Source organism: Bradyrhizobium ingae (genome assembly GCF_055791185.1).
On record NZ_JBVUBB010000001.1, the window covers coordinates 330008 to 350303 of the forward strand.

Annotated in this window: 20 protein-coding genes; 15 read left to right on the forward strand and 5 right to left on the reverse strand. The window is 60.5% G+C overall.

Annotation, left to right across the window (positions count from 1 at the left end):
- Window positions 1–77: 77 nt before the first annotated feature.
- The 13 genes from ACV1FX_RS01555 to ACV1FX_RS01615 all read left to right on the forward strand — a co-directional run bounded on the left by ACV1FX_RS01555 (window position 78) and on the right by ACV1FX_RS01615 (window position 13658).
- A complete protein-coding gene (locus ACV1FX_RS01555; protein ID WP_473115771.1) occupies window positions 78–1265 on the forward strand; it encodes an acyl-CoA dehydrogenase family protein in 1188 nt (395 codons plus the stop codon).
- Window positions 1266–1359: 94 nt separating this feature from the next.
- Entirely contained in the window at window positions 1360–1863 is a 504-nt protein-coding gene (locus ACV1FX_RS01560) for a flavin reductase family protein (protein WP_473115972.1), read from the forward strand.
- 95 nt (window positions 1864–1958) lie between these two features.
- On the forward strand, window positions 1959–3221 hold the full coding sequence (locus ACV1FX_RS01565; RefSeq protein ID WP_473115772.1) for an ABC transporter substrate-binding protein: 1263 nt from the start codon (window positions 1959–1961) through the stop codon (window positions 3219–3221).
- 75 nt (window positions 3222–3296) lie between these two features.
- Window positions 3297–4022: an ABC transporter ATP-binding protein gene (locus ACV1FX_RS01570; protein ID WP_473115773.1), complete on the forward strand. Its 726-nt coding sequence runs from the start codon at window positions 3297–3299 to the stop codon at window positions 4020–4022.
- Window positions 4019–4720 (forward strand): ABC transporter ATP-binding protein, encoded by a 702-nt coding sequence (locus ACV1FX_RS01575; RefSeq protein WP_473115774.1) that lies wholly within the window; start codon window positions 4019–4021, stop codon window positions 4718–4720. Before ACV1FX_RS01570 ends, ACV1FX_RS01575 begins: the two co-directional genes overlap by 4 nt.
- A gap of 13 nt (window positions 4721–4733) precedes the next feature.
- Entirely contained in the window at window positions 4734–5603 is an 870-nt protein-coding gene (locus tag ACV1FX_RS01580; protein WP_473115973.1) for a branched-chain amino acid ABC transporter permease, read from the forward strand.
- A complete protein-coding gene (locus ACV1FX_RS01585) occupies window positions 5600–6733 on the forward strand; it encodes a branched-chain amino acid ABC transporter permease (RefSeq protein ID WP_473115775.1) in 1134 nt (377 codons plus the stop codon). The genes ACV1FX_RS01580 and ACV1FX_RS01585 overlap by 4 nt, the downstream gene beginning before the upstream one ends.
- Before the next feature lie 79 nt (window positions 6734–6812).
- Window positions 6813–8141: an ABC transporter substrate-binding protein gene (locus ACV1FX_RS01590; RefSeq protein WP_473115776.1), complete on the forward strand. Its 1329-nt coding sequence runs from the start codon at window positions 6813–6815 to the stop codon at window positions 8139–8141.
- A gap of 119 nt (window positions 8142–8260) precedes the next feature.
- A complete protein-coding gene (locus tag ACV1FX_RS01595) occupies window positions 8261–10054 on the forward strand; it encodes a CocE/NonD family hydrolase (protein WP_473115777.1) in 1794 nt (597 codons plus the stop codon).
- Between the two features lie 63 nt (window positions 10055–10117).
- Window positions 10118–11215, forward strand: coding sequence for an NAD(P)-dependent alcohol dehydrogenase (locus ACV1FX_RS01600; RefSeq protein WP_473115778.1), 1098 nt, complete (start codon window positions 10118–10120; stop codon window positions 11213–11215).
- Between the two features lie 84 nt (window positions 11216–11299).
- The gene (locus tag ACV1FX_RS01605) at window positions 11300–12040 is read left to right on the forward strand and encodes an ABC transporter ATP-binding protein (RefSeq protein ID WP_473115974.1); all 741 of its coding nucleotides are present in this window, start codon (window positions 11300–11302) and stop codon (window positions 12038–12040) included.
- Window positions 12037–12753 carry an ABC transporter ATP-binding protein gene (locus ACV1FX_RS01610; RefSeq protein WP_473115779.1) on the forward strand — a complete coding sequence of 239 codons (717 nt, stop codon included), beginning with the start codon at window positions 12037–12039 and terminating at the stop codon, window positions 12751–12753. Before ACV1FX_RS01605 ends, ACV1FX_RS01610 begins: the two co-directional genes overlap by 4 nt.
- Window positions 12753–13658 (forward strand): branched-chain amino acid ABC transporter permease, encoded by a 906-nt coding sequence (locus tag ACV1FX_RS01615; RefSeq protein WP_473115780.1) that lies wholly within the window; start codon window positions 12753–12755, stop codon window positions 13656–13658. The genes ACV1FX_RS01610 and ACV1FX_RS01615 overlap by 1 nt, the downstream gene beginning before the upstream one ends.
- On the opposite strand, the gene ACV1FX_RS01620 is transcribed toward ACV1FX_RS01615, so the two are convergent.
- Entirely contained in the window at window positions 13630–13800 is a 171-nt protein-coding gene (locus ACV1FX_RS01620) for a hypothetical protein (protein ID WP_473115781.1), read from the reverse strand. The genes ACV1FX_RS01615 and ACV1FX_RS01620 overlap by 29 nt on opposite strands.
- Here ACV1FX_RS01620 and ACV1FX_RS01625 point away from each other — a divergent pair.
- Window positions 13793–14719, forward strand: a complete 927-nt coding sequence (locus tag ACV1FX_RS01625) for a branched-chain amino acid ABC transporter permease (protein WP_473115782.1) — start codon at window positions 13793–13795, stop codon at window positions 14717–14719. The two genes, ACV1FX_RS01620 and ACV1FX_RS01625, sit on opposite strands and share 8 nt — an antisense overlap.
- Window positions 14720–14783: 64 nt before the next feature.
- Here the strand turns inward: ACV1FX_RS01625 and ACV1FX_RS01630 are convergent, their stop codons facing one another.
- The 4 genes from ACV1FX_RS01630 to ACV1FX_RS01645 form a co-directional block, all read right to left on the reverse strand.
- The gene (locus tag ACV1FX_RS01630) at window positions 14784–15272 is read right to left on the reverse strand and encodes a cupin domain-containing protein (RefSeq protein ID WP_473115783.1); all 489 of its coding nucleotides are present in this window, start codon (window positions 15270–15272) and stop codon (window positions 14784–14786) included.
- A gap of 287 nt (window positions 15273–15559) precedes the next feature.
- The gene (locus ACV1FX_RS01635) at window positions 15560–16285 is read right to left on the reverse strand and encodes a GntR family transcriptional regulator (protein WP_473115784.1); all 726 of its coding nucleotides are present in this window, start codon (window positions 16283–16285) and stop codon (window positions 15560–15562) included.
- Between the two features lie 67 nt (window positions 16286–16352).
- A complete protein-coding gene (locus ACV1FX_RS01640; protein WP_473115785.1) occupies window positions 16353–17357 on the reverse strand; it encodes a VOC family protein in 1005 nt (334 codons plus the stop codon).
- 16 nt (window positions 17358–17373) lie between these two features.
- On the reverse strand, window positions 17374–18153 hold the full coding sequence (locus ACV1FX_RS01645; RefSeq protein ID WP_473115786.1) for an SDR family oxidoreductase: 780 nt from the start codon (window positions 18151–18153) through the stop codon (window positions 17374–17376).
- 289 nt (window positions 18154–18442) lie between these two features.
- Between ACV1FX_RS01645 and ACV1FX_RS01650 the strand changes: the two genes are divergently transcribed.
- The gene (locus ACV1FX_RS01650) at window positions 18443–20077 is read left to right on the forward strand and encodes a bifunctional 3-(3-hydroxy-phenyl)propionate/3-hydroxycinnamic acid hydroxylase (protein ID WP_473115975.1); all 1635 of its coding nucleotides are present in this window, start codon (window positions 18443–18445) and stop codon (window positions 20075–20077) included.
- Window positions 20078–20296 lie beyond the last annotated feature (219 nt).

The following is a 20296-nucleotide window of genomic DNA, read 5'->3' on the forward strand; positions in this document are numbered from 1 at the left end:
GTTCATAAATACTGGTTTTAAGAAATGAAGACACGGGGCCTGTCGGCTCCGACGTTGGATCAAGGGCGGGAGGAGAAATGCTGCAGTTTCCGACGGAGCTGGAGTCCAAGCGTGCAATGCTGCTGGAGCAGATTGCGCGCATTGCGCCAACGCTGCAGGCTTCCGGAGCCAAGAGCGAAGAGCTCGCGACGCTCGCGCCGGAAGCAGTCACGGCTTTACGAGAAGCCGGTCTGTTTCGCCTCAAGCTCCCGACCGTGACGGGTGGCGCCGAAGCCGATCCCATCAGCGAGATGCTGGCGCTTGAGGAGATCGCCTATCACGATTTCACGAGCGGTTGGTGCACCATGGTCGGCGCGACCGCCGTCGGTTCGCTCGGCGCGTTCCTGCCGCAAGCCGGTCTCGATCGGGTCTTTGCCGGCGGAGCCATCCCGACCGCTTCGATCTCCTTTTTTCCCGCCGGTCGGGCCGTGCGTCAGGACGGTGGCTATCGATTGAGCGGGCGCTGGCGCTTCAACAGTGGCATCCGGCACGCCGAATGGGTGGTTGCCGGCGCAGTCGTCGAGGGGACGGAGGACGAAAACGGAGGGAGGCCTCTGGTCATCTTCACCGCCCTTCCGGCAACTGATGTGACGCTGTACGACAACTGGCGCGATGTCGTAGGCCTCAAGGGGACCGGAAGCTGCGATTGCTCCGTTGAGGGCTACGACTTGCCCGAGCACTTGTCGTTTGTCTGGGACCTGCTCAAGCCGAAACCTCGGCGTGGCGGTCCCTCCTATCTGTTTCCTCCGTTTAGCTTCGTCGCGAAGGAGCACGGCAGCGTCGCGATCGGTGCAGCGAGGCGCGCACTCGACGAACTGGTCGAGATCGCTACCTCGACGCGCGGCACATTCCGTTCGTCAAAGCTCGACGAGCGACAGGTTGTTCACCGCCAGATAGCCGAAGCGGATCTCAAGCTCCGCGCCGCTCGTGCACTCATGCACAGCCGCTATCAGCAGCTCTACGACAAGGTTCTGGCCGGTGGCCTTCCCGATGGAGCCGATATCGCGGATGTCCGGGCGATCTGTGTGCATGCCACCGACGTCGCGATCGGCGTCGCGACGATGGCGTATCACTTCGCCGGGAATACCGGCTTGCGCCATCCACACATTCTCGGCCGCACGCTGCGCGACCTGAATACCGCCGGTCTTCATCAGGTGATGAGCGATACGGCCTACGAGAACCACGGCAAGTTTCGGCTCGGCATTCCGGCGGACCCGCTGGCGTAGCGCGCCGTACAAAGTTTGGATTGTTCACATGGGTCACCAACGGCTTGGACGAGTACCCGATGTTGCCGTCGAACGCGAAGTGTTCCGTGAGGCGATGCGGCGATTTGCGGCAACCGTCAGCATCATATCGTGCGCCAATGCCGGGGCTCGGTATGGCATGAGCGTGACAGCGGTGACGTCGCTGTCCGCCGATCCGCCTTCCTTGCTTGTCTGTGTCAACAAGACGGCTGCCACGCATCGCATTCTAAGCCGTGGCGGTCAGTTTTGCGTCAATGTGTTGCGAAGCGTGCACTCCGGGTTGTCCCAAGCTTTCAGCGGCAAATTTAGAGGTGAGGAGCGGTTCCGGCTGGGTGACTGGCAGGAAACCGACGACGGCTTGCCGTTTCTCGGCGATGCGCAGGTCAACATGTTTTGCGAGATCGATCGCATCATCGACTATGCGACGCATTCGATCTTCATCGCGCGAGTCTATCGAACGCTCGTTCAAGAGGATGTCGATCCGCTGCTCTATCGGGACGGCAAATACGCGGGCGCGCATTCCCTGGGAGACGAGCCATCGGAACGACAACCGGACAGTCGTTCGCAAGCAGCTACGTAGGGTAGGCACTTCAGGAAAATCGAGGGGGAAGTACGATGCGCCAGCGTAGAGAGATTGGAGAGACGCCAGCTTCTGCGACTTCATCGCGAGGTGGCATGACGCGCCGCACGCTGATTAGCCGGGGTGGCGCAACGATTGGCGGCGCTGTGCTGCTGTCGGGTTTTCCAGCGCCATGGGTGCGGGCGGCCAGGCCGGTGAAGATCGGCTATGTCAGCCCGCAGACAGGCCCGTTGGCTCCGTTCGGAGAAGCCGACAACTTCATCATCGGCACCGTTCGCGAGCACTTCAAGAAGAAGGATCTGCCGATCGAAATCGTCGTCAAGGATAGTCAGACGAATTCAAATCGTGCCGCCGATGTTGCCGCCGATCTCATTCTCAAGGACAAGGTTTCCCTGATGCTGGTCGGGGCGGCGCCCGAGACCGACAATCCGGTGGCCGATCAATGCGAGCTCAACGAAGTTCCGTGTGTGTCTACGGTTTCGCCGTGGCAGCCCTGGTTCTTTGCCCGCGGAGGTAAGCCGGACAAGCCGTTCAAGTGGACCTATCACTATTTCTGGGGTCTGGAGGATGCGATCGGGATCATTCTCGATATGTGGTCGCAGCCGCAGCTTCAGACCAATCGCGTCGTCGGCGCAGCCTTCGCAAACGATCCCGACGGCAATGCCTGGGGGGACGACAAGCTTGGCCTTCCGCCTGCACTGGCAAAGAGCGGCTACAAGCTGATCCATCCGCCGCACTTCCAGACTCTAACCGACAATTTCTCGGCGCAGATCAGTGCGTTCAAGGAGGCCGGCGCCGAAATCATCACGGGCAATATGATCCCGCCCGACTTTACCACCTTTTGGACGCAGGCACGCCAGCAGGGACTGCGTCCGAAGGTCTGCACGATTACGAAGGCGCTGCTATTCCCGTCGTCGGTGGAATCGGTCGGGCAGACCGCTAATAATCTGTCGACGGAGGTGTGGTGGTCTCCGACTTTCCCCTTCAAGTCCTCGCTTTCGGACCAATCGGCCGCCGAGCTCGCGGCGTCCTATACGCAGTCCACCGGAAAACAGTGGACGCAGCCAATCGGATTCATCCACTCACTCTTTGAGGTTGCTGCCGACATCATCAAGCGCAGCGCCGACGCCCAGGATCCTGCGGCCAATCTCGACGCGTTGACCAAGACCAATCTCCAGACCGTCGTTGGTCCGATCGCCTGGGGCAATGGCCCCGTGAAGAATGTCGCGAAGACCTCGCTCGTGAGCGGGCAGTGGCGCCTCGCAGCCGGCGGTCCGTTCAAATACGACCTCGTGATCGTCGCGAATGGCCTGGCTCCCCAGATACCGGTCGGAGGGAAAATGGAACTGCTGGCCTAGATCGGGCCTCAACGCTTCTGGTCGATTGCGGGCTCCTTCGAACCTGCTGAGGTCTTGCTAAAGGTGCAAGAAAAAATGGCTCCTCTCCTTCGTGTCGACGCGCTGTCTCGAACGTTCGGCGTCCTGCGGGCGGTTGACCGTTTGTCGTTCGAGGTCGGCGAGGGAGAGGCGCTCGGGATTCTCGGTCCCAATGGGGCCGGCAAGAGCACGCTCTTCAATCTTATCACCGGCGACCTTCGACCGTCCTCGGGCGCAATTCGATTGCGTGATCGCGAGATCACGCATCTGCCATCGCACGAACGCTGCCGACTGGGCATTGGTCGCAGCTATCAGATTCCGCAGCCCTTCGGCCGCATGACGGTTTTCGAAAACGTGCTCGCGGCGGCAACCTTCTCTTCGAAAAGAGGCGAGAGTGCCTGTTATGACCTCTGCATAGACGTGCTGAACCGCGCCGGACTGCTCGAGCGGTGCAATGCTCTTGCGGATCGGTTGACCTTGCTCGAGCGCAAACGGCTCGAACTCGCACGTGCGCTGGCGACTAGGCCTGTTCTGCTGCTGCTGGATGAGATCGCCGGAGGGCTGACGGAGGGGGAGTGTCAACAGCTCGTCGACGTGCTCAAGGTCGTCAGAAAGAGCGGCGTGGCGATTATCTGGATCGAGCATGTCGTTCACGTCCTTCTCGCCACCGTGGATCGATTGCTGGTGATCAACTTCGGTCGACATTTGGCCGAAGGCGAACCGGAAGTCGTGATGGCCAATGCAGAAGTGCAGGAAGTCTACATGGGAATCGAAGCCGAATGAGTCTGCTTGAGACCGAGGAAGTTATGGCCGGCTATGGCGATTTCCAGGCTTTGTTCGGGGTCAACCTGGCGATCGAGCAAGGCGAAACCGTCGCGATCATCGGTGCCAATGGTGCCGGCAAGAGCACGTTGCTTCGCACGATATGCGGTCTACTGCGTCCGCGTCGTCCGACTGACGTTCGGTTCGAGGGGATTCCGATCGGTGCGCTCGAGCCGGAGCGTATCGTGGCGCTGGGCATTGCGATGATCCCCGAAGGGCGCCGACCGTTCCGGTCTCTCACCGTCGAGGACAACCTCCGCATGGGCGCCTATTGCGGTCGTGCGGGACCGTGGTCGATCGAGCGCGTCTACGCGCTCTTCCCGAATTTGGCGGCGCGACGCTTCACGCCGCCGTCGATGCTTTCGGGCGGTCAACAGCAGATGCTTGCAATCGGCAGGGCGCTGATGGCGAACCCGAAGCTGCTCCTTTGCGACGAGCTCAGCCTTGGCCTCGCGCCGATTGTCATTCGGGACATTTATGCGGCAGTGCCCGGCATTCGGAACGAAGGCACGACCATCGTGATCGTCGAACAGGACATTCAAAGAGCGCTGCGAGCCGCCGATCGCGTGTACTGCATGCAGAAGGGAAGAGTGACCCTCGAAGGGCGGCCCAGTGGGCTCACGCGTGACCAGATCAAGCTCGCCTATTTCGGCTTATGACCGGGATCTGACAATGTACTGGGTAAACACCATCATTCAGGGAGCACTCGTGGGGGGACTGTACGCGCTCTTCGCAACGGGTTTGTCTCTGATGTTCGGTGTCATGCGCATCATCAATCTCGCGCATGGCGACTTCATAGTGCTCGCTGCCTACCTGGCCGTTGTGGTGACGGGGACGCTCGGCGTGAATCCGCTGGTCGCGCTCGTTATCGTGATCCCTGTCATGTTCGCCGTTGGATATTTCCTGCAGCGCGGCCTACTCAATTTCACGTTGGGCGAAGACGTTCTGCGCCCGTTGTTGGTCACTTTCGGCCTCTCGGTGGTTATCCAGAACGTGCTGCTCGAGTTGTTCAGTGCCGACAGCCGACGGCTACAGTTGCCGTGGTTTGAAATGGCAAGCGTTCGCATCGGGGATCAGCTTGCAATCGGCCTGATGCCTGCGTCGGTCTTCGGTGCCGCCGTGCTCGTCATCGCAGCGATCGAAATATTGCTGCGTTCGACAGCTCTTGGTCGGGCGTTTCGAGCCACGTCAGACGACATCGACACGGCTCGGCTCTATGGCGTGAACAACCGGAATATCTATGCGTTGGCGAGCGGCACCGCACTCGCCGTTGTTTCGATAGCCGGCGTCCTGCTCGGCATGCGCACGATTTTCGATCCGACCATCGGTCCGGCTCGACTGCTCTACGCGTTTGAGGTTGTCATTATCGGCGGCCTCGGGAGCTTATGGGGCACGCTCGCTGGCGGGATAATCCTTGGCGTTGCGCAGGCGCTTGGAGCAGCCTTCGACCCGAGCTGGGACACGCTCGCCGGGCATGTGGTCTTTCTGCTCGTGCTTCTGTTCCGACCGCGTGGCCTCATTCCAAAGACGTCCGACCTATGAGCGAAATCGCGTACCATATCGAGCGATCGACTCGTTCCGGCCGCTTCGGTTTTGCCGTCATGCTCATCGCGGTCGTGGCGCTGTTGCTCCTGCCTGCCTGGGCCGGCCGGGCCGAAATGCGCCTCTTGATCGAATTCAGCTACTATCTGGCGCTGGCGCAAGCCTGGAATTTGCTGGCCGGCTATGCGGGGCTTGTTTCGGTGGGGCAACAAGCGTTCGTCGGGCTTGGGTGCTACGCCTTCGTCACAGCCACCGCGTTTTTCCAGGTCCCGCCGCTCATCGCCTTGCCGCTCGCTGGAATTCTCGTGGCACTAGCCGCCGTTCCTGCGGCCTTTCTTGCTTTCCGTTTGCGCGGTGCCCATTTTGCTATCGGCACCTGGGTCCTGGCGGAGGTGCTGCGGCTGACGTCTACATTGATCAAGCCGTTCGGCGCGGGGACAGGCATGAGCCTGCCCATCTCCGTGGTACGCGACATTGCCGAAAGTCGCGAGCTTCGCGATCTCATTCTTTATTACGTGAGCGTCGGCATCGGGGTTGGAACGGTGCTTCTGATCTTCCTCTGGTCGCGCTCGCGCCAGGGACTGGCATTGACCGCGATCCGGGACTCTGAAGCCGCTGCCGGCAGCATCGGGATCAATCCCCGACGAACCAAATTGGCCGTGTACCTGATTGCGGCGCTGATCGCGGGGCTCGTCGGCTCGCTGGTCGTGCTCCAGAAGCTGCGGATCACGCCGGGCGCTGCATTCAGCGTGACCGACTGGTCCGCCGATGTGATCTTCATCGTGATCATCGGTGGAATCGGCAGCATCGAAGGACCGATCGTCGGGACCATCGTGTTCTTCGCGCTGCGCTTCCTGCTCGCCGACTACGGATCCTGGTATCTCATCACGCTGGGTTTGGTCGCGATCACCGTCATGCTAGCGGCCCCCCGAGGCTTATGGGGCCTGATCAGCCAGACCTTCAACGTTCACCTTTTCCCGGTTCAGCGACGAGTTCAACTCGCGGTGAATCGTGCGGATCTCCGGGGAGCGTCAACGGCTGGAGACTGCACGGACAACTTCATCGGCTCTGCGGTGAACAAAGCTTCGTCGGAGAGTTGGGGCGGATCTCAGCGGAGGTCCCATGCGTGACTTCAATCATGATGATGGCGTGGCTTAGACGAAGTGGTGAAGCTCAATCGAACAGATCTTTTCAAGGAGGGAGGAATCCATGTCTGAACAGAAGAACAAAACAGTGCCAGTTGGGGCGGGCGGAGTTTCGAGACGCAGCTTTCTGGCGGCTTCGGCGACCGCCGCGATGCTGCCGTCCGCCACGATGCGAAACGCCTGGGCCGCGGACTCCGAGGCGGTGATCCGTGTCGGTTTCGTCAGTCCTCGAACCGGCAATCTCGGCTTTTTCGGTCAGTGTGATGGCTACGTGCTCGACGAGTGCCGGAAGGCGCTGAAGTCGGGATGGCGCATCGGAGACAAGACCTACCGGATCGAAATCATCGATCGCGATTCACAATCCGACCCCGCGCGCGCCGCGCAGTTGGCGAAGGGCCTCATTTCCAGCGAAAAAGTCGATTTGATGCTGGTGACGTCAACTCCTGAAGTGGTCAATCCGGTTGCTGACGCGTGCGAAGCCGCCGGTGTGCCCTGTCTGTCGACGGTGATGCCATGGGAAGCCTGGTATTTCGGACGCGGGGCGAAGCCCGGTCAGCCGTCCCCGTTCAAATGGACCTATCACTTCAGTTTCGGAGGCGCACAGTTCTCTGGGGCATATGTCAGCCGATGGAAGATGATTCCGACGAACATGAAAGTCGGAGTGATGTATCCAAACGATGCCGACGGCAATGCCGTTCGCGGGTTCCTTCCCGATGTCTTTAAGAAGGCGGGCTTCACCGTCATCGATCCGGGGCCATTCGAGGACGGGACCACCGACTACTCTGCGCAAATCGCCCTGTTCAAGCGCGAGCGCTGTGAGATCGTCAATGCGCTGGTCTTGCCGCCGGATTTCGCGACGTTCCTGCGCCAGGCTGCTCAGCAAGGTCTGACCAAGACGACGAAGATCATGGAGGCGGCGAAGGCGGGAGGATCTCCCGTCGAGATCGAGGCGCTTGGCGCGCTCGGCATCAATCTATCCAACGTCGCCCCGTGGAATCGTGCGTTTCCATACAAGTCGCCGGCCACCAATTTGACGTCGGAACAGATGGCGGACGGATATGAGAAGACGTCCGGCAAGCAGGTCACGCAGCAACTCGGCAGCAGCATGGCGGTGTTCGACGCCGGATTGGAGGCGCTCAAGGCAGCCGGCAACCCACTCGACAAAGAGGCCCTGGCGAAGGCAATCAGCAATCTCAAGGCGACCACGACCGTGGGCGTCGTCGATTTCAACACCGGGCCGATGCCCCACGTGGTCGCGACAACGCCGCTTCTGGGTTGTCAGTACCAAAAGGCCAAGGCGGGTAGCCGGTTCAAGATCGAACAGGTCATCTGCGAGCATGAGGGGGATCCAAACATTCCCGTCACAGGCCAGCAGCTTCCTTACAACATGTGATTGTCGCTGAGTTTCCAGAATTGCCGGAGAGCCGTGAGCCGGCGGGGCGTCAGCCCCGTCGGCCTTGCGGTCCCGGTCCCATTGAACGAACATCGGAATAAGAAATTGAGGTCGAAACGATGACGGCACCAGAAAGGCTGTTTCCATCCGGCAATCAGCCGCCCTCCGAGTACGATCGGCCCGCCGATTTTGGTGCAATCGTCTGCGACAAGGACGTCGCGGTTGAAATGCGAGACGGCATCCGCCTGGCGGTTGACGTCTATCGACCGGACGCTCCAGGCCGCTTTCCTGCCTTGCTGGGATTTGGCGTCCATTCCAAGGAGATGCAGGGCGACGAATATCCAAGGACGTTTCCTCCGCAACCGTCCTGGTCCTCGCTTTGGATGGGGCACATGGAGGCGGGCGACACGGAGTATTTTGTGTCACGTGGCTACGTGCACGTGATCGGTCAGCCGCGAGGTTATCTGAAGTCCGAGACCGGGGGTTCAAGAGAGTGGGATAGCTTCGATCTCATCGAGTGGATCGCGAAACAGCCCTGGTGCAACGGCAAGGTCGGTATGATCGGAATCGGCGCGTTTGCTTCCGAGCAATATCATGCCGCTCGCCAGCAGCCGCCCCATCTCAAGGCCATTTTTCCCTACGACCCTCGCGGGGCATATGGTGTGCTGGGTGGCTTTCGCGAAGAGTACCCGGGCGGGATTGTGCATTCCTTCAGATACGTGGGTGATCACGTCAGCAACGCGCACACGGTTCGCAGCATGCCAGGTTCCTTGTCGCCCGAACAGGAGGAGCATTGGCGGACCGCAATTCAAAACCCCGACTACAAGATGTACCCGTTCATCCACAATGTGCTGGTGCAGAAGGGGCAGAGCTTCCCCCGGTTCTTCGATACGCTGATCGATCCCTATGACTCCGAGGAGGTCGTCAAGAAGGCGGAAGCTGATTTCGAAAAAATCGCTGTGCCCACTCACACGGGAGCCGCATGGTACGGCTACACGTACAAGACCCATCTTTGCGGCGCACAGACCTACTTTCAGAAGATCAAGGGACCCAAGAAGCTCACCCTGAACGGTCCGGCTCATCTGGATCGGCCGTTGCGAGCCTTACGGGGAGACATGCTTCGCTGGTACGACCACTGGCTTTGCGATGTCGATACCGGCGTGATGAAAGAGCCAACCGTTCGCTACTTCGTGACGGGAGCAAATGAATGGCGGAGCGGGGATGATTGGCCGCTTCCGGAGACACAGTGGACGAAGCTCTATCTCAACAGTTGGGAGCGCTTGACGGCGGAGCCGTTCAAGTCATCGAGTGTCGATGAATATATCCCACCGGATCTGTTTGTTCAGATGCCGCCGACCCAGACCAACCGGATCGAGAAGCTGCGTTTCCTGTCCGATCCCCTGCCGCACGATCTGTTGATCGCGGGGCCGAGCGTACTCAATCTCTTTGCGTCGATCGATCAGGATGACACGAATTGGATCATCATCCTGAAGGACGTGGGTCCCGATGTCTCGGTTCGGACGGCGAGGGAAGGAGAGCGGGAGATACGCACCGACCTGCCATCGCGCGAATTGACTCGCGGCTGGTTGAAGGCGTCGCACCGCGCGCTCGACCCCACCCGTTCGAAGCCGTGGAAACCGTGGCATCCGCTGACTCGCGATGCACAAAGAAAGATCGTTCCCGGCGAGATCAACGAGTACAACATCGAGATTCTTTCGACAGCCAATCTGTTCCGGCGCGGTCATCGAATCTGTGTCGAGATTTCGTGCCTCGATCTTTCGACGGGCGTCCTTGGCGCAACGAACGTCGAATACATCCCGTATCATCTATGCAGCAGCAAGCCGGTGCTGCATCGCATCTACCATGATCCGAAGCATCCGTCGCATCTGCTGCTGCCGATCATTCCCACTTAAGCGGATAGTTCTTGCGGAGGCCGCGGCCATGTCGAGTATCGAGCCTATGATGGAGATTGAAGCGTGAAGATCGAAGCCGCCGTTGCCAGGGCGAAATTCGCACCGTTGACTCTTGAAGTGTTGGAACTGGAAGAGCCTCGCGATGATGAGGTTCTGGTACGGTTGGTCGCGACCGGCGTTTGCCATACCGACGTTGCGGTGCGCGACCAGACAATCGTTCCAATGCCGCAGCCAATGGTCCTTGGCCACGAAGGGGCTGGAATCGTCGAGAGGGTCGGAAAGAGCGTCGTCAAGGTGAAGGTCGGGGATCGCGTGATCCTCAGCGGTGACTCCTGCGGGCATTGTCCGAGCTGCCAGGAGAGTTTGCCGTGCTATTGCCACGAGTTCTTTCCGCGGAATTTCGGCGGGGGACGGCTCGACGGCACGACGCCGCTTTCCAGCAATGGGGAGAAGGTGCACACGTTCATGGGGCAGGGCTCCTTCGCGAGCCATGTTGTCTGTCACGATCGCAACGTCGTGAAGGTGGCTGCCGACGCTCCGTTGGAGCTGCTCGGCCCGCTTGGCTGCGGAGTCATCACGGGCGCTGGTGGCGTCATAAACGCATTGAAGGTGGGCGTTGGCAAATCGATTGCGGTTTTCGGCACCGGATCGGTCGGCCTGAGCGCCATCATGGCTGCAAAGTTGGTCGGAGCGGCGAAGATCATTGCGATTGATTTACGCGAGGATCGGCTCAAATTGGCCCGTGAACTTGGCGCGACGCATTGCATCAACCCGAGCGAGCAGGCGGTCCCGGACGCCGTCAAGGCGATTAGCAGTGGTGGCGTCGATTTCACGTTTGAGACCACTGCTCTGATGCCGGTGCTTCGCCAAGCCATCGATATATTGGCACTGCGGGGGACTTGCGGATTCGTGGGCGGAGCTCCCGAGGATTCCGAGCTGACGTTCGTGACGTCGCACGTAATGAACGGCGGCCGTACGATTCGCGGCATTATCCTGGGAGATACGAACCCGGACGAATTTCTTCCCAAATTGATCGAGCTGCAGGCGCTGGGTCGATTTCCTATCGAAAAGTTGATCACGTTCTATCCGTTCAAGGACGTCAACCGGGCGATCGAGGATTCCTTGACGGGAAAATGCGTCAAACCGGTACTTCGGTTCTGACGCGCAGGCCGATGAGAAAGAGGGGAGGCAATTGCTTTGCTTGATGTGAAAGCGGCCGGCGCCGAACGGCCCCAGAATACGCCGATGCTTGCCCGGACGGAGAATAACGTCCTGAGCGCCAGCCGCGTGGTCAAGCGCTTCGGGGCGCTGACGGTGCTTGACGACGTCGACTTTGCGCTCGCGAAAAACGAAGCCGTCGGGATCGTCGGGCCCAACGGCGCGGGCAAGACGACGCTGCTCAGCGTGCTCATTGGCTCGCTCTCGCCGACAGCCGGCACCGTGCACTACATGGGGCGGGACGTGACACGGCTTCCGGCAGCGGAGCGTTGCAGGATCGGAATTGCGCGCACGCATCAGGTACCAAGATCGTTCGGCGGGATGACGGTGTTCGAGAACGTGCTTGTGGGCGCGCGACATGGCGGCCGCCGCCGGGACTCCGAAGCCTACGATCGCGTCATCGAAACACTTCGTCTCACCGGCATGCTGCGGGTGGCAAATCGTCGTGCGGAGACGCTGGGACTGCTTGACCGTAAACGGCTGGAGCTTGCCCGCGCGGTTGCAACCGATCCGGCGGTTCTGCTGCTCGACGAGATCGGCGGCGAGCTGACGGATGCGGAAGCGGGTGAACTTGTCGATACGATCAGGATCCTTCGGGATCGTGGCATCGCCCTGGTTTGGATCGAACATATCGTCCATGTACTCGTGCAAGTTACCGAGCGGCTGGTATGCATGGATAATGGCCGTATCATCGCCGACGGCAGCCCAGCCGAAGTGATGAGCCATCCCGACGTGGTGCGTGCCTATCTCGGGAGTGCCGTTGGATGACCTTGTTGTCCGTTCACGATCTCGAGGTTCGTCACGGCCTCTTGCGCGCCGTGCGCAGCGTCTCGTTCGACGTCGCTGCCGGCCAGACGGTGGCCTTCGTCGGTGCCAACGGGGCCGGCAAGACGACGTTGTTGCGTGCCATCGCCGGCGCTCACCTCCCGCTTGATGGCCGCATCAACTTCGCCGGCGAAGATGTGACCCGCTTGCCGTCTTATCGTCGGGTGCGTTCTGGAATCGCGCTTGTGCCGGAAGGGCGGCGCCTGTTTGGCGACCTTTCGGTCACGGAGAACCTGCTTCTCGGCCGCTCCGCGCGAAATCCCGGAATCTGGACGCTCGACAGCGTGGTGGAGGCACTGCCGCAGCTCCAGCCGATCCGCAACGCCCTGGCCAAGAACCTGTCTGGCGGCCAGCAACAGGCCGTCGCAATTGGCAGAGCGCTGATGACCAATCCGAAACTCCTGCTGCTCGACGAAATATCCCTCGGATTGTCTCCAGTGGCTGTCGAGCTGGTCTACGCGGCGGTTGCGAAGCTGATCGCTGCGGGAACCACCATTATCCTGGTGGAACAGAAACTCGACCGCGCGATTTCGGTGGCCGATCGCATGATCTGCATGTTGGAGGGAAGTATCGTCCTCGAGGGGCCGACCAAGCATTTGACGCGGGCCCAGATCACCGACGCCTATTTCGGTCTTGGCTCGGAGGGAGCTCATTGATGATCTGGATTGAACAGATATTCCAGGGCGTGCTGCTTGGCGGGTACTACGCACTGATCGCATGCGGGCTGTCCTTCATGTTCAGCGTGATGGGGGTGGTCAATCTTGCTCACGGCAGCTTCGCCGTGCTCGCTGCCTTTGGCCTGTGGGCCATTGCCGAATATGCGGGCCTGTCGCCATTCTACGGTTGGATCGTTGTCCTTCCGGCGATGGCCCTGGTTGGCGTCGCGCTCCAGCGTCTGGTTCTCGATCGCTCGACGCGATCGGGTTTCCTCATCCCCGTGCTCGCGACTTTCGGGCTGTCGATATGCATCGACAACCTCTTGTTCGAGCAGTTCGGCGCAGACACGCGCTCGCTCGCGCCCTACATCGGAGATTTGTCGTACGATTCCTGGGAGCTGGCCGACGGAGTCTTCGTCGGAAAGCTCGCCGTCTACATCTTCCTGGCCGCAATCGGTCTGCTCGGCGGACTGCAGCTCTTTCTGTCGCACACTCAGTTGGGCCGCGCGATTCGCGCAACGGCTGCAGATCGAGATACCGTCGGTCTGATGGGCGTCGATGCGAACTGGATCAACACCTGCGCCACAGCGATCGCCATGGTGACGGTCAGCATCGCGGGCGCCGCGCTTGCCATGCGTGCGACCTTCGATCCATACGCCGGAGCGCCCCAACTGATCTTCGCTTTCGAAGCGGCCGTTATCGGCGGGACCGGATCGCTCTGGGGAACGCTTGCGGGTGGTCTCGCGCTTGGCGTCGCTCAAAGCATCGGGGCCCAGCTTAGCCCGCAAGGCTTTCTGATCGCGGGACACGCGGTGTTCCTTACCGTCCTGGTGGCGCGGGCTTCGTTCGGCCGCATCTTCGATGCCTGGCGGAGTTTCAATCTTCTGAAGACGAGAGCGTCATGACAGAAACCGGGTTCATGGTTACGAGATGGACGCGAGCGTCAATCACGGTGGCGGCCTCAGGCGCTGTGCTATTGGCCTGCCTGATATTCCTGCCCTTCATCGCCGACCCGGCCACGCTCGATAGAATGACGACGTTGTTCATCTATGTGATCCTGGCGGCAACGTGGAACGCGCTGGCGGGTTACGGTGGGCTGGTCTCCATCGGGCAGCAGGCATTTTTTGGATTTGGTGCGTACCTGACCATCCGCCTGTCGAACTATGGCGTAAACGTTTATCTGGCGGTCGCCCTTGCGCCTCTGATCGTTGCCCTGTTGTCCCTGCCGCTCTCGCTGCCGATGCTGCGGCTAAAGGCCAGCGAATTCGCGGTTGGTATGTGGGTGGTGGCGGAGCTCGTCCACCTGTTGGTGAATCTCGATCCGTTGATCCAGGGCGAGACGGGCATCTCGTTGATTGCACTGAACGCTTATGACGTGGCGCAGCGTAACGCGCTCACGTTCTGGATCGCTCTCGCTGCGCTCGCAACGGTCTTGGTGACGCTGTTCGTTTTGCTGCGTTCGGCGACCGGAGCGGGCCTGCAGGCGATCCGGGACGACGAGGAGGCCGCAAACTCCGTCGGTGTCAGGGTCGTGACCGTCAAGCGCATCGTCTTCGTCTTTGCGGCGGCAGGCGCCGCTATTGCCGGTTCACTTTGGCTTGCGACCGCGATCTCATTCCAACCCAAGACATATTTCAGCGTGCAATGGACCTCCTACATGATCTTCATGGTACTTGTCGGCGGACTTGGCACTTTCGAAGGGGCCATCATCGGCGCTGTAATTTTCTACGCAATCGAGGCGGCCTTTGGCAGCGCGGGCGTCTGGTACATGATCGGACTCGGGGCGGTGGCTCTGTTGTTCTCGTTGTTCTTGCCTAACGGCCTTTACGGCACCTTCGGCCTGCGCACCGGGGTGCAATTGTTGCCCGTCGGATATTGGCTGCGTCCAAAAGAGCCGACGCAGCCGCTAGGGCATGGCAGCCAAAGCATGAGCCGGGTTGTGGGAGCACGGCGCGCCGCGGAGTGATATCACCAAAAAGCGCATCATCGCCTTTCGGTGCCGTCGTAAGGAAACCCCGACGCGACGCAGGTCACGCCTGCTTCGCTCCCAGCAGAACGAATGCAAGCGTCGCCGGCGTGCTTGCTTTGTTGCGCCAGCCGTGCCGCGCGCCTTGTTGAACGACAGTATCGTGCCGTTTCAGATGGACCAATTCGCCGTCGTCGAGCTCGAGCCAGATTTCACCATCGAGGACAACCGCGTAATCGACGGTGGGTGTCGTGTGCATGCCGGGATTGTCCACTTCAAATGTCTCGGCAATGCCTGGCGTCGCTATGAGATGCTCCGGTCCGGCTTTGGCCGGGTCGAAATCGGCCGACATCATCACGCTGTCTGGCGGGAAGATGACGATGATGAATGTGGAGCCGCCTTCGCCGGGCAGGAGGCTGCGGTCGGCGACCGACATCGGATCGCCGCCGAGTGCCGACAGCATTGGTGTCGTTGCGGTCATCCAGATCGGCGCGGACACAAAGCCAGGTGTATGCTTGAGCGCGATTTCTCGCGGTGAGGGGCCATCGCTCACGACCACGGACTTGCCATTCGCGTTCTTCGCGGTGACGACGCGTCTGAAACTCATGCCTGCGCTCCTTGATACGTTGTCGCGGGTTCGCGAGGGTTCGGTGGTTGCCGCGTCTGCAGGGATCGATGACGAGTTTTGGAGAATCCGCCGCGATCGCGGCGAGAGAGGTGTCGGAGCTCAACCAGATGAGTGACCTGATTGACGGAAGGCTGTACCGAGCGACCCTCTGCGTCAAGATACGAATTCCTGCGCCGGGGCCGCGCCATGAATCCCGGAAGGGAATTCATGTGTTAGCTCTCGGCTGGTGGGCCTTGCGACAGAACGGTTTCCACAAGCTCTGCTGTGGTCTGATAGTGTCGGTTGAGAAGCTCGATCGCCAGATCGGCATCATAGGCGAGTGCGGCCTCCATGATCGGTCGATGTTCATCTCCCTGGGCGCGCGACTTGCCAGCGATGCGCCCGATATGACGGTAGCGCTCTGCGGCCTCGAACAGCTGGCCGCTGATGTTCATCAACCAGCGTGATCCACAACCGGCAACGAGCGCGGCGTGAAATTGTCGATGTGCGTCCTCCCACGCCGGGCTGCGCAGCTTTGCGTCTGCACCGTCGAAGCGGGGTGTACGGAAAAGCCGATGATACGAGACGAGCAGTTGCTCTTCCCAGCTCTGCTGTCTGCCCTCAATCGATTGGCGGAGGGCCATGCCGTCGAGAGCGCAGCGAGCCTTGGTGAGATCGTGAAGATCCGATTTCGACACAGGCGCCACGGTGAAGCCGCGATGATCGGTCTGACGGACGAGGTGTTCTCGCGACAACCGGCTCAGCGCTTCACGAACAGGGCTTAGTCCCACCGAGAAGCGCTCGCAGAGGCTGCGGATGTTCAACTTGGTGTCGGGCGGGAGCTCTACCGTGAGGATTTCTCGCCGTAATTGACCATAGACCGTCGATGCCAGTGTTTCCTTCGCGACAGGTTCCGGATCGCTTCGAACGATGTCTGGTGGTTGAGGTGCGGCGCTCACTATCAACAATTCCTCATGGACAAAGTTTGCAATTGAACACTCTTGGAGTCGCGCAGCGCTTTTCGAGTTACTCGGCCTGATGTGCAAGAAAGCGTTCGAGGGTGACGGGGCTCGGCGGTGGAAGGGCCCGGGAAATGGGGGTGTCCGCCATCGGGGCCGCCTCCTCGAACCAGCGACGCTGCGCCGGAAGCCCCCAGGGAAACGCGACTGCGGGATCATCCGGATCCCAGCGGACCGGCTCGTTTTCGAGGTCCATGACCTGGTAATGGGTGTTGAACAACTCGACACGGTGGCCGTCGGGATCTCGGAAATAGACGAACATGGCATGACCCGGACCATGCCGCCCGGGTCCACGCTCGACTTTTCTGCCATAGCCAAGCTCGCCCGCGACGTCACAAGCGGCGAGCAGGTGCTGCGCATCTGGTGCAGTGTAGGCGAAGTGATGCAGCCGCGGCCCATCGCCGTTGAAGAAGACCATGTCGTGCGGATTTCCTTTGCGCTGCAGGAAGACCGCGCGGATGTGATCGTCATCTTTGCCGACATATTCGGTCAGCCAGAAGCCGAGTTGCATGTAGAATCCCAGCGCATCGCCGAGTTGGGGCGTTAGCAACTGGACGTGATCGATGCGCATAGCTGATCCGCCGCGCTGATCGCGAAAGCGAGTTATGTGGCGCGGTTGGACCGGCATGTGCGCACACAGTTCGAAGCGAAATCCGAATGGATCGGTGACATGGAGTGTTCGGCCCTGATGAGGGATTTCCGCCCAATCGACTGTGCAGCGGCGGCGGGAAAGCTCCACCTGGGCCCGTTCGAGATCCTTCTCGGTCAATACACGCAGGCCAATACGCTGGCAAACCGCAGGGCCCGGCGATTGCCTGAGAACAAGGCTGTGGTGGCATGCCTCCTCGATGCCGCGCAGATACAATGCATCGTCCGTTTCGAGAGTGACAATGAGCCCCAGGACCTCCGTGTAGAAGCGCCGGCTTGCTGCAAGTTCACGTACATCCAGAACGACGTGGCTGGTCCGCGTGATGTTGAAGGGAGGGTCGAGAACGCGTGGCGGGAGGGGCATGACAGGCTCCTGGTTTTCAGATCAGCGCCGGGTAGGACCCGCCGTCGAGATGCAGATTCTGACCCGAGATAAAGCCTGCCTGGGCACCACACAGAAAGGCGCAGGCCGCACCGAATTCCTCTGGTCGCCCGAGACGTCTGGCCGCAACGCTTTGGATCTGCCGGGCGCGGGCCTCCTCGAATGAAATGTTTTCTCGCTCGGCTGCCGCTTTGGCCATGAAGACTTGCCGGTCGGTGTCGATGCGTTCAGGCAAAAGGTTGTTGATCGTGACATTGTGGCGCGCAACGTCCAGCGCGATTGCCTTCATCGCGGCGGTCAGGCCGGCGCGCGACCCTGCCGATACACTCATGTGAGGCCGCGGCGTTGTCACCATGGCCGATGTAATATTCACGATCCGGCCGAACCGCCGCTCAATCATTCCAGGGAGCAGGGCCTGCGTCAGCAGCAACGGCGCGATCAAGTAGCGTTGCATGGCCGGTAGCCACTCCTGTGCCCTCACGTCGAGAAAGGACTTCGGCGGCGGCCCGGCGCTGTTGTTGATCAGGATATCGGCCTTTCCAGCTTCGGCTAGCATGACACTGTGGCCGGCTTCCGTCGTCACATCGCAGCAAAGCCCCGACGCTCGTCCTCCCCCCAGCGCAGTGATGGCGGCAACGGCAGCTTCGACATCCTGAGATGTGCGTCCCGTAATGACCACGTTGACGCCTTCGCGCGCCAGCGCTTCAGCGCAGGCCCGGCCAAGCCCGCGGCTCGAACCGCAAACGAGCGCCAGGCGCCCTTCAAGACCAAGATCCATGGCGAGTTCCCTAAACGTTCGGGCGGTGCGCGCCATAGGACGTTCGGCGCAACCGCTCGGTTAGACTGGCAAGAAAATCGATCATTGTCCATTGATTGCAGAATAATCGATTGATAAGGTCGGGTAACGGCCGGAAAACACGGTTCGCGGGGTTTGAAGTCCCCGCCGAAGAGCAGCGAGGGGACGTCGATGACGAGACTTCGGGCTAAGGGGACAAAGGTTTTGGCGACGGCCGCGGTGCCGTCCGCCCAGCGCAATGCCGGCTGAAGGAATCCTGCCCTTGCGAGCGGTGGATTACGATGTCGTCATCGTCGGCTATGGGCCGGTGGGCGCGGTGCTCGCCAACGTTCTCGGCGCGGCCGGATGCTCGGTTCTGCTTCTCGACCAGATGCGGGACATCTACGACAAGCCGCGTGCGATCAATATCGATCATGAGGTCATGCGGTTGCTTCAGCGCGTCGGGCTTGCCGACGCCGTTGATGCGGTGAGCATTCCCTATATGGGCACGGATTTTCTCGGGATCGATGGACGCCCGATCAAGGTCTTCGAGCCAAGCGCGCCTCCTTACCCCCTGCATTGGGCTCCGAATCTTCTCTTCATTCAGCCGGAGTTCGAACGGATCCTGCGTGATGGGGTCGATCGCTTCGCCAATGTCGAGACCCGTCTCGAACATCGGGCGATGAAGGTTTGGAGTGACTCCGATGTCGCGGGCGTTCGCTTCGTTGACAGTCGAGGCGAAGAGCAGCAGGTGACGGCGCAGTACATCGTCGCCTGCGACGGCGCTTCCAGCGGCGTTCGCAAGCAGCTTGGGATCTCCCAGGAGAGTCTCAATTTCGACGAGTGGTGGATGGTCGTCGATGCCTGGGTGAAGCGGGAAACGCCGCTGCCAAAGCGCACGACGCAATTTTGCTGGCCCTCTGGGCCGACCACCTATGTCGTCGGTCCACGAAATCTGCGGCGTTGGGAATTGAAGCTGATGCCCGGTGAAAGCCCGGAGGACTACAGCAGTCCGGACGTCGTGCGTCGCAGACTTGCGCCGTTTGTCGACACGGATGCGATCGAGATATGGCGCGGGGCAACCTATCGCTTTCATGCTCTCGTGGCCCGCGAGTGGCGGCGAGGGAGAATATTCCTCGCCGGCGATGCTGCGCACCAGACGCCTCCCTTCATGGCGCAAGGCCTTTGTTCGGGCATCCGCGATATCGCCAATCTCTCATGGAAGTTGATCGCGGTGCTCGGTGATCGTCTGCCCGACTCCGTGCTCGCAACCTATGAGACTGAGCGAAAGCCTCACATCCGTAAACTGGTCGCCGTTACCAAGGCCCTCGGCGAAGTTATCGGTGAGCTCAATAGCGAGGCTGCGCAGCAGCGCGACATCGAGCTTGGCGAGGCCTTGCGAGCCGGCAAGACCGTTACGGTGCGCCAGCAGTTGATTCCGAACCTGACCGCGGGAATTCTTGCCCGCGATCGTGACGGCGTTCCGGCCGATACTGCCGGCGAAGTCTTTCCCCAGCCGCGCATTCGTCTCGTCGGTGGGCGATCGCTGTTGCTCGATGATCTCGTCGGCGATCGGTTTCTTCTTGTCGTGCGTGAACGAGCGGCGCCCGACTGGATCGACGATGCGTCTTCCGCGCCGCTGACTCGTGTCGGTGGAGTGGTCTTGAAGCTCGTCGGAGGTGTGCCCGAAAAAGAGGACGAGTTCGCCGATGAGGTTGGTGTACTCGAGGAATGGATGCGGACAAGGAATTGTACCGCCGTACTGGTTCGGCCGGACAAGTATGTTTTTGGCGTAGCGAACAGCCGCGAGTCGCTTGACGAAATCGTCAATCAGCTTGCGACGCAGATCTTCGCAGGCGCGGCCTGCGCTCACGCCAATCGCTTATCGTCGCATCGGCAGGATGCAGAGTTGGACGAGGAGTATTAACCGTACGTCTCGGCCGTATTCTCTCGTAATGCAAAAAAAACGTCGCCGCAGATGTGCAGCGAAGGGAGGTTCAGGAGATTTTCAGTTCAGGCCGTGAGTGGGGAGGGGACGTTGCCTGGAGACTCCTCTCGCGGCGGATTTCGTTCATCACATCGTCGCATCAAGCCTCGACGACGCGTGCTCGCATTCTGTCTCTAAGAAGCAAATGAAGAGAGGAGA

Coding starts and splice junctions, on each gene's coding strand:
- ACV1FX_RS01560 (WP_473115972.1), top strand. CDS start 1,360: ATGCGGCGATTTGCGGCAACCGTCAGCATCATATCGTGCGCCAATGCC.
- ACV1FX_RS01580 (WP_473115973.1), top strand. CDS start 4,734: ATGTACTGGGTAAACACCATCATTCAGGGAGCACTCGTGGGGGGACTG.
- ACV1FX_RS01615 (WP_473115780.1), top strand. CDS start 12,753: ATGATCTGGATTGAACAGATATTCCAGGGCGTGCTGCTTGGCGGGTAC.
- ACV1FX_RS01590 (WP_473115776.1), top strand. CDS start 6,813: ATGTCTGAACAGAAGAACAAAACAGTGCCAGTTGGGGCGGGCGGAGTT.
- ACV1FX_RS01585 (WP_473115775.1), top strand. CDS start 5,600: ATGAGCGAAATCGCGTACCATATCGAGCGATCGACTCGTTCCGGCCGC.
- ACV1FX_RS01595 (WP_473115777.1), top strand. CDS start 8,261: ATGACGGCACCAGAAAGGCTGTTTCCATCCGGCAATCAGCCGCCCTCC.
- ACV1FX_RS01610 (WP_473115779.1), top strand. CDS start 12,037: ATGACCTTGTTGTCCGTTCACGATCTCGAGGTTCGTCACGGCCTCTTG.
- ACV1FX_RS01645 (WP_473115786.1), bottom strand. CDS start 18,153: ATGGATCTTGGTCTTGAAGGGCGCCTGGCGCTCGTTTGCGGTTCGAGC.
- ACV1FX_RS01640 (WP_473115785.1), bottom strand. CDS start 17,357: ATGCCCCTCCCGCCACGCGTTCTCGACCCTCCCTTCAACATCACGCGG.
- ACV1FX_RS01570 (WP_473115773.1), top strand. CDS start 3,297: ATGGCTCCTCTCCTTCGTGTCGACGCGCTGTCTCGAACGTTCGGCGTC.
- ACV1FX_RS01565 (WP_473115772.1), top strand. CDS start 1,959: ATGACGCGCCGCACGCTGATTAGCCGGGGTGGCGCAACGATTGGCGGC.
- ACV1FX_RS01555 (WP_473115771.1), top strand. CDS start 78: ATGCTGCAGTTTCCGACGGAGCTGGAGTCCAAGCGTGCAATGCTGCTG.
- ACV1FX_RS01605 (WP_473115974.1), top strand. CDS start 11,300: ATGCTTGCCCGGACGGAGAATAACGTCCTGAGCGCCAGCCGCGTGGTC.
- ACV1FX_RS01620 (WP_473115781.1), bottom strand. CDS start 13,800: ATGAACAACGTCGTCATTCTATCGAGCGTGGCCGGGTCGGCGATGAAG.
- ACV1FX_RS01575 (WP_473115774.1), top strand. CDS start 4,019: ATGAGTCTGCTTGAGACCGAGGAAGTTATGGCCGGCTATGGCGATTTC.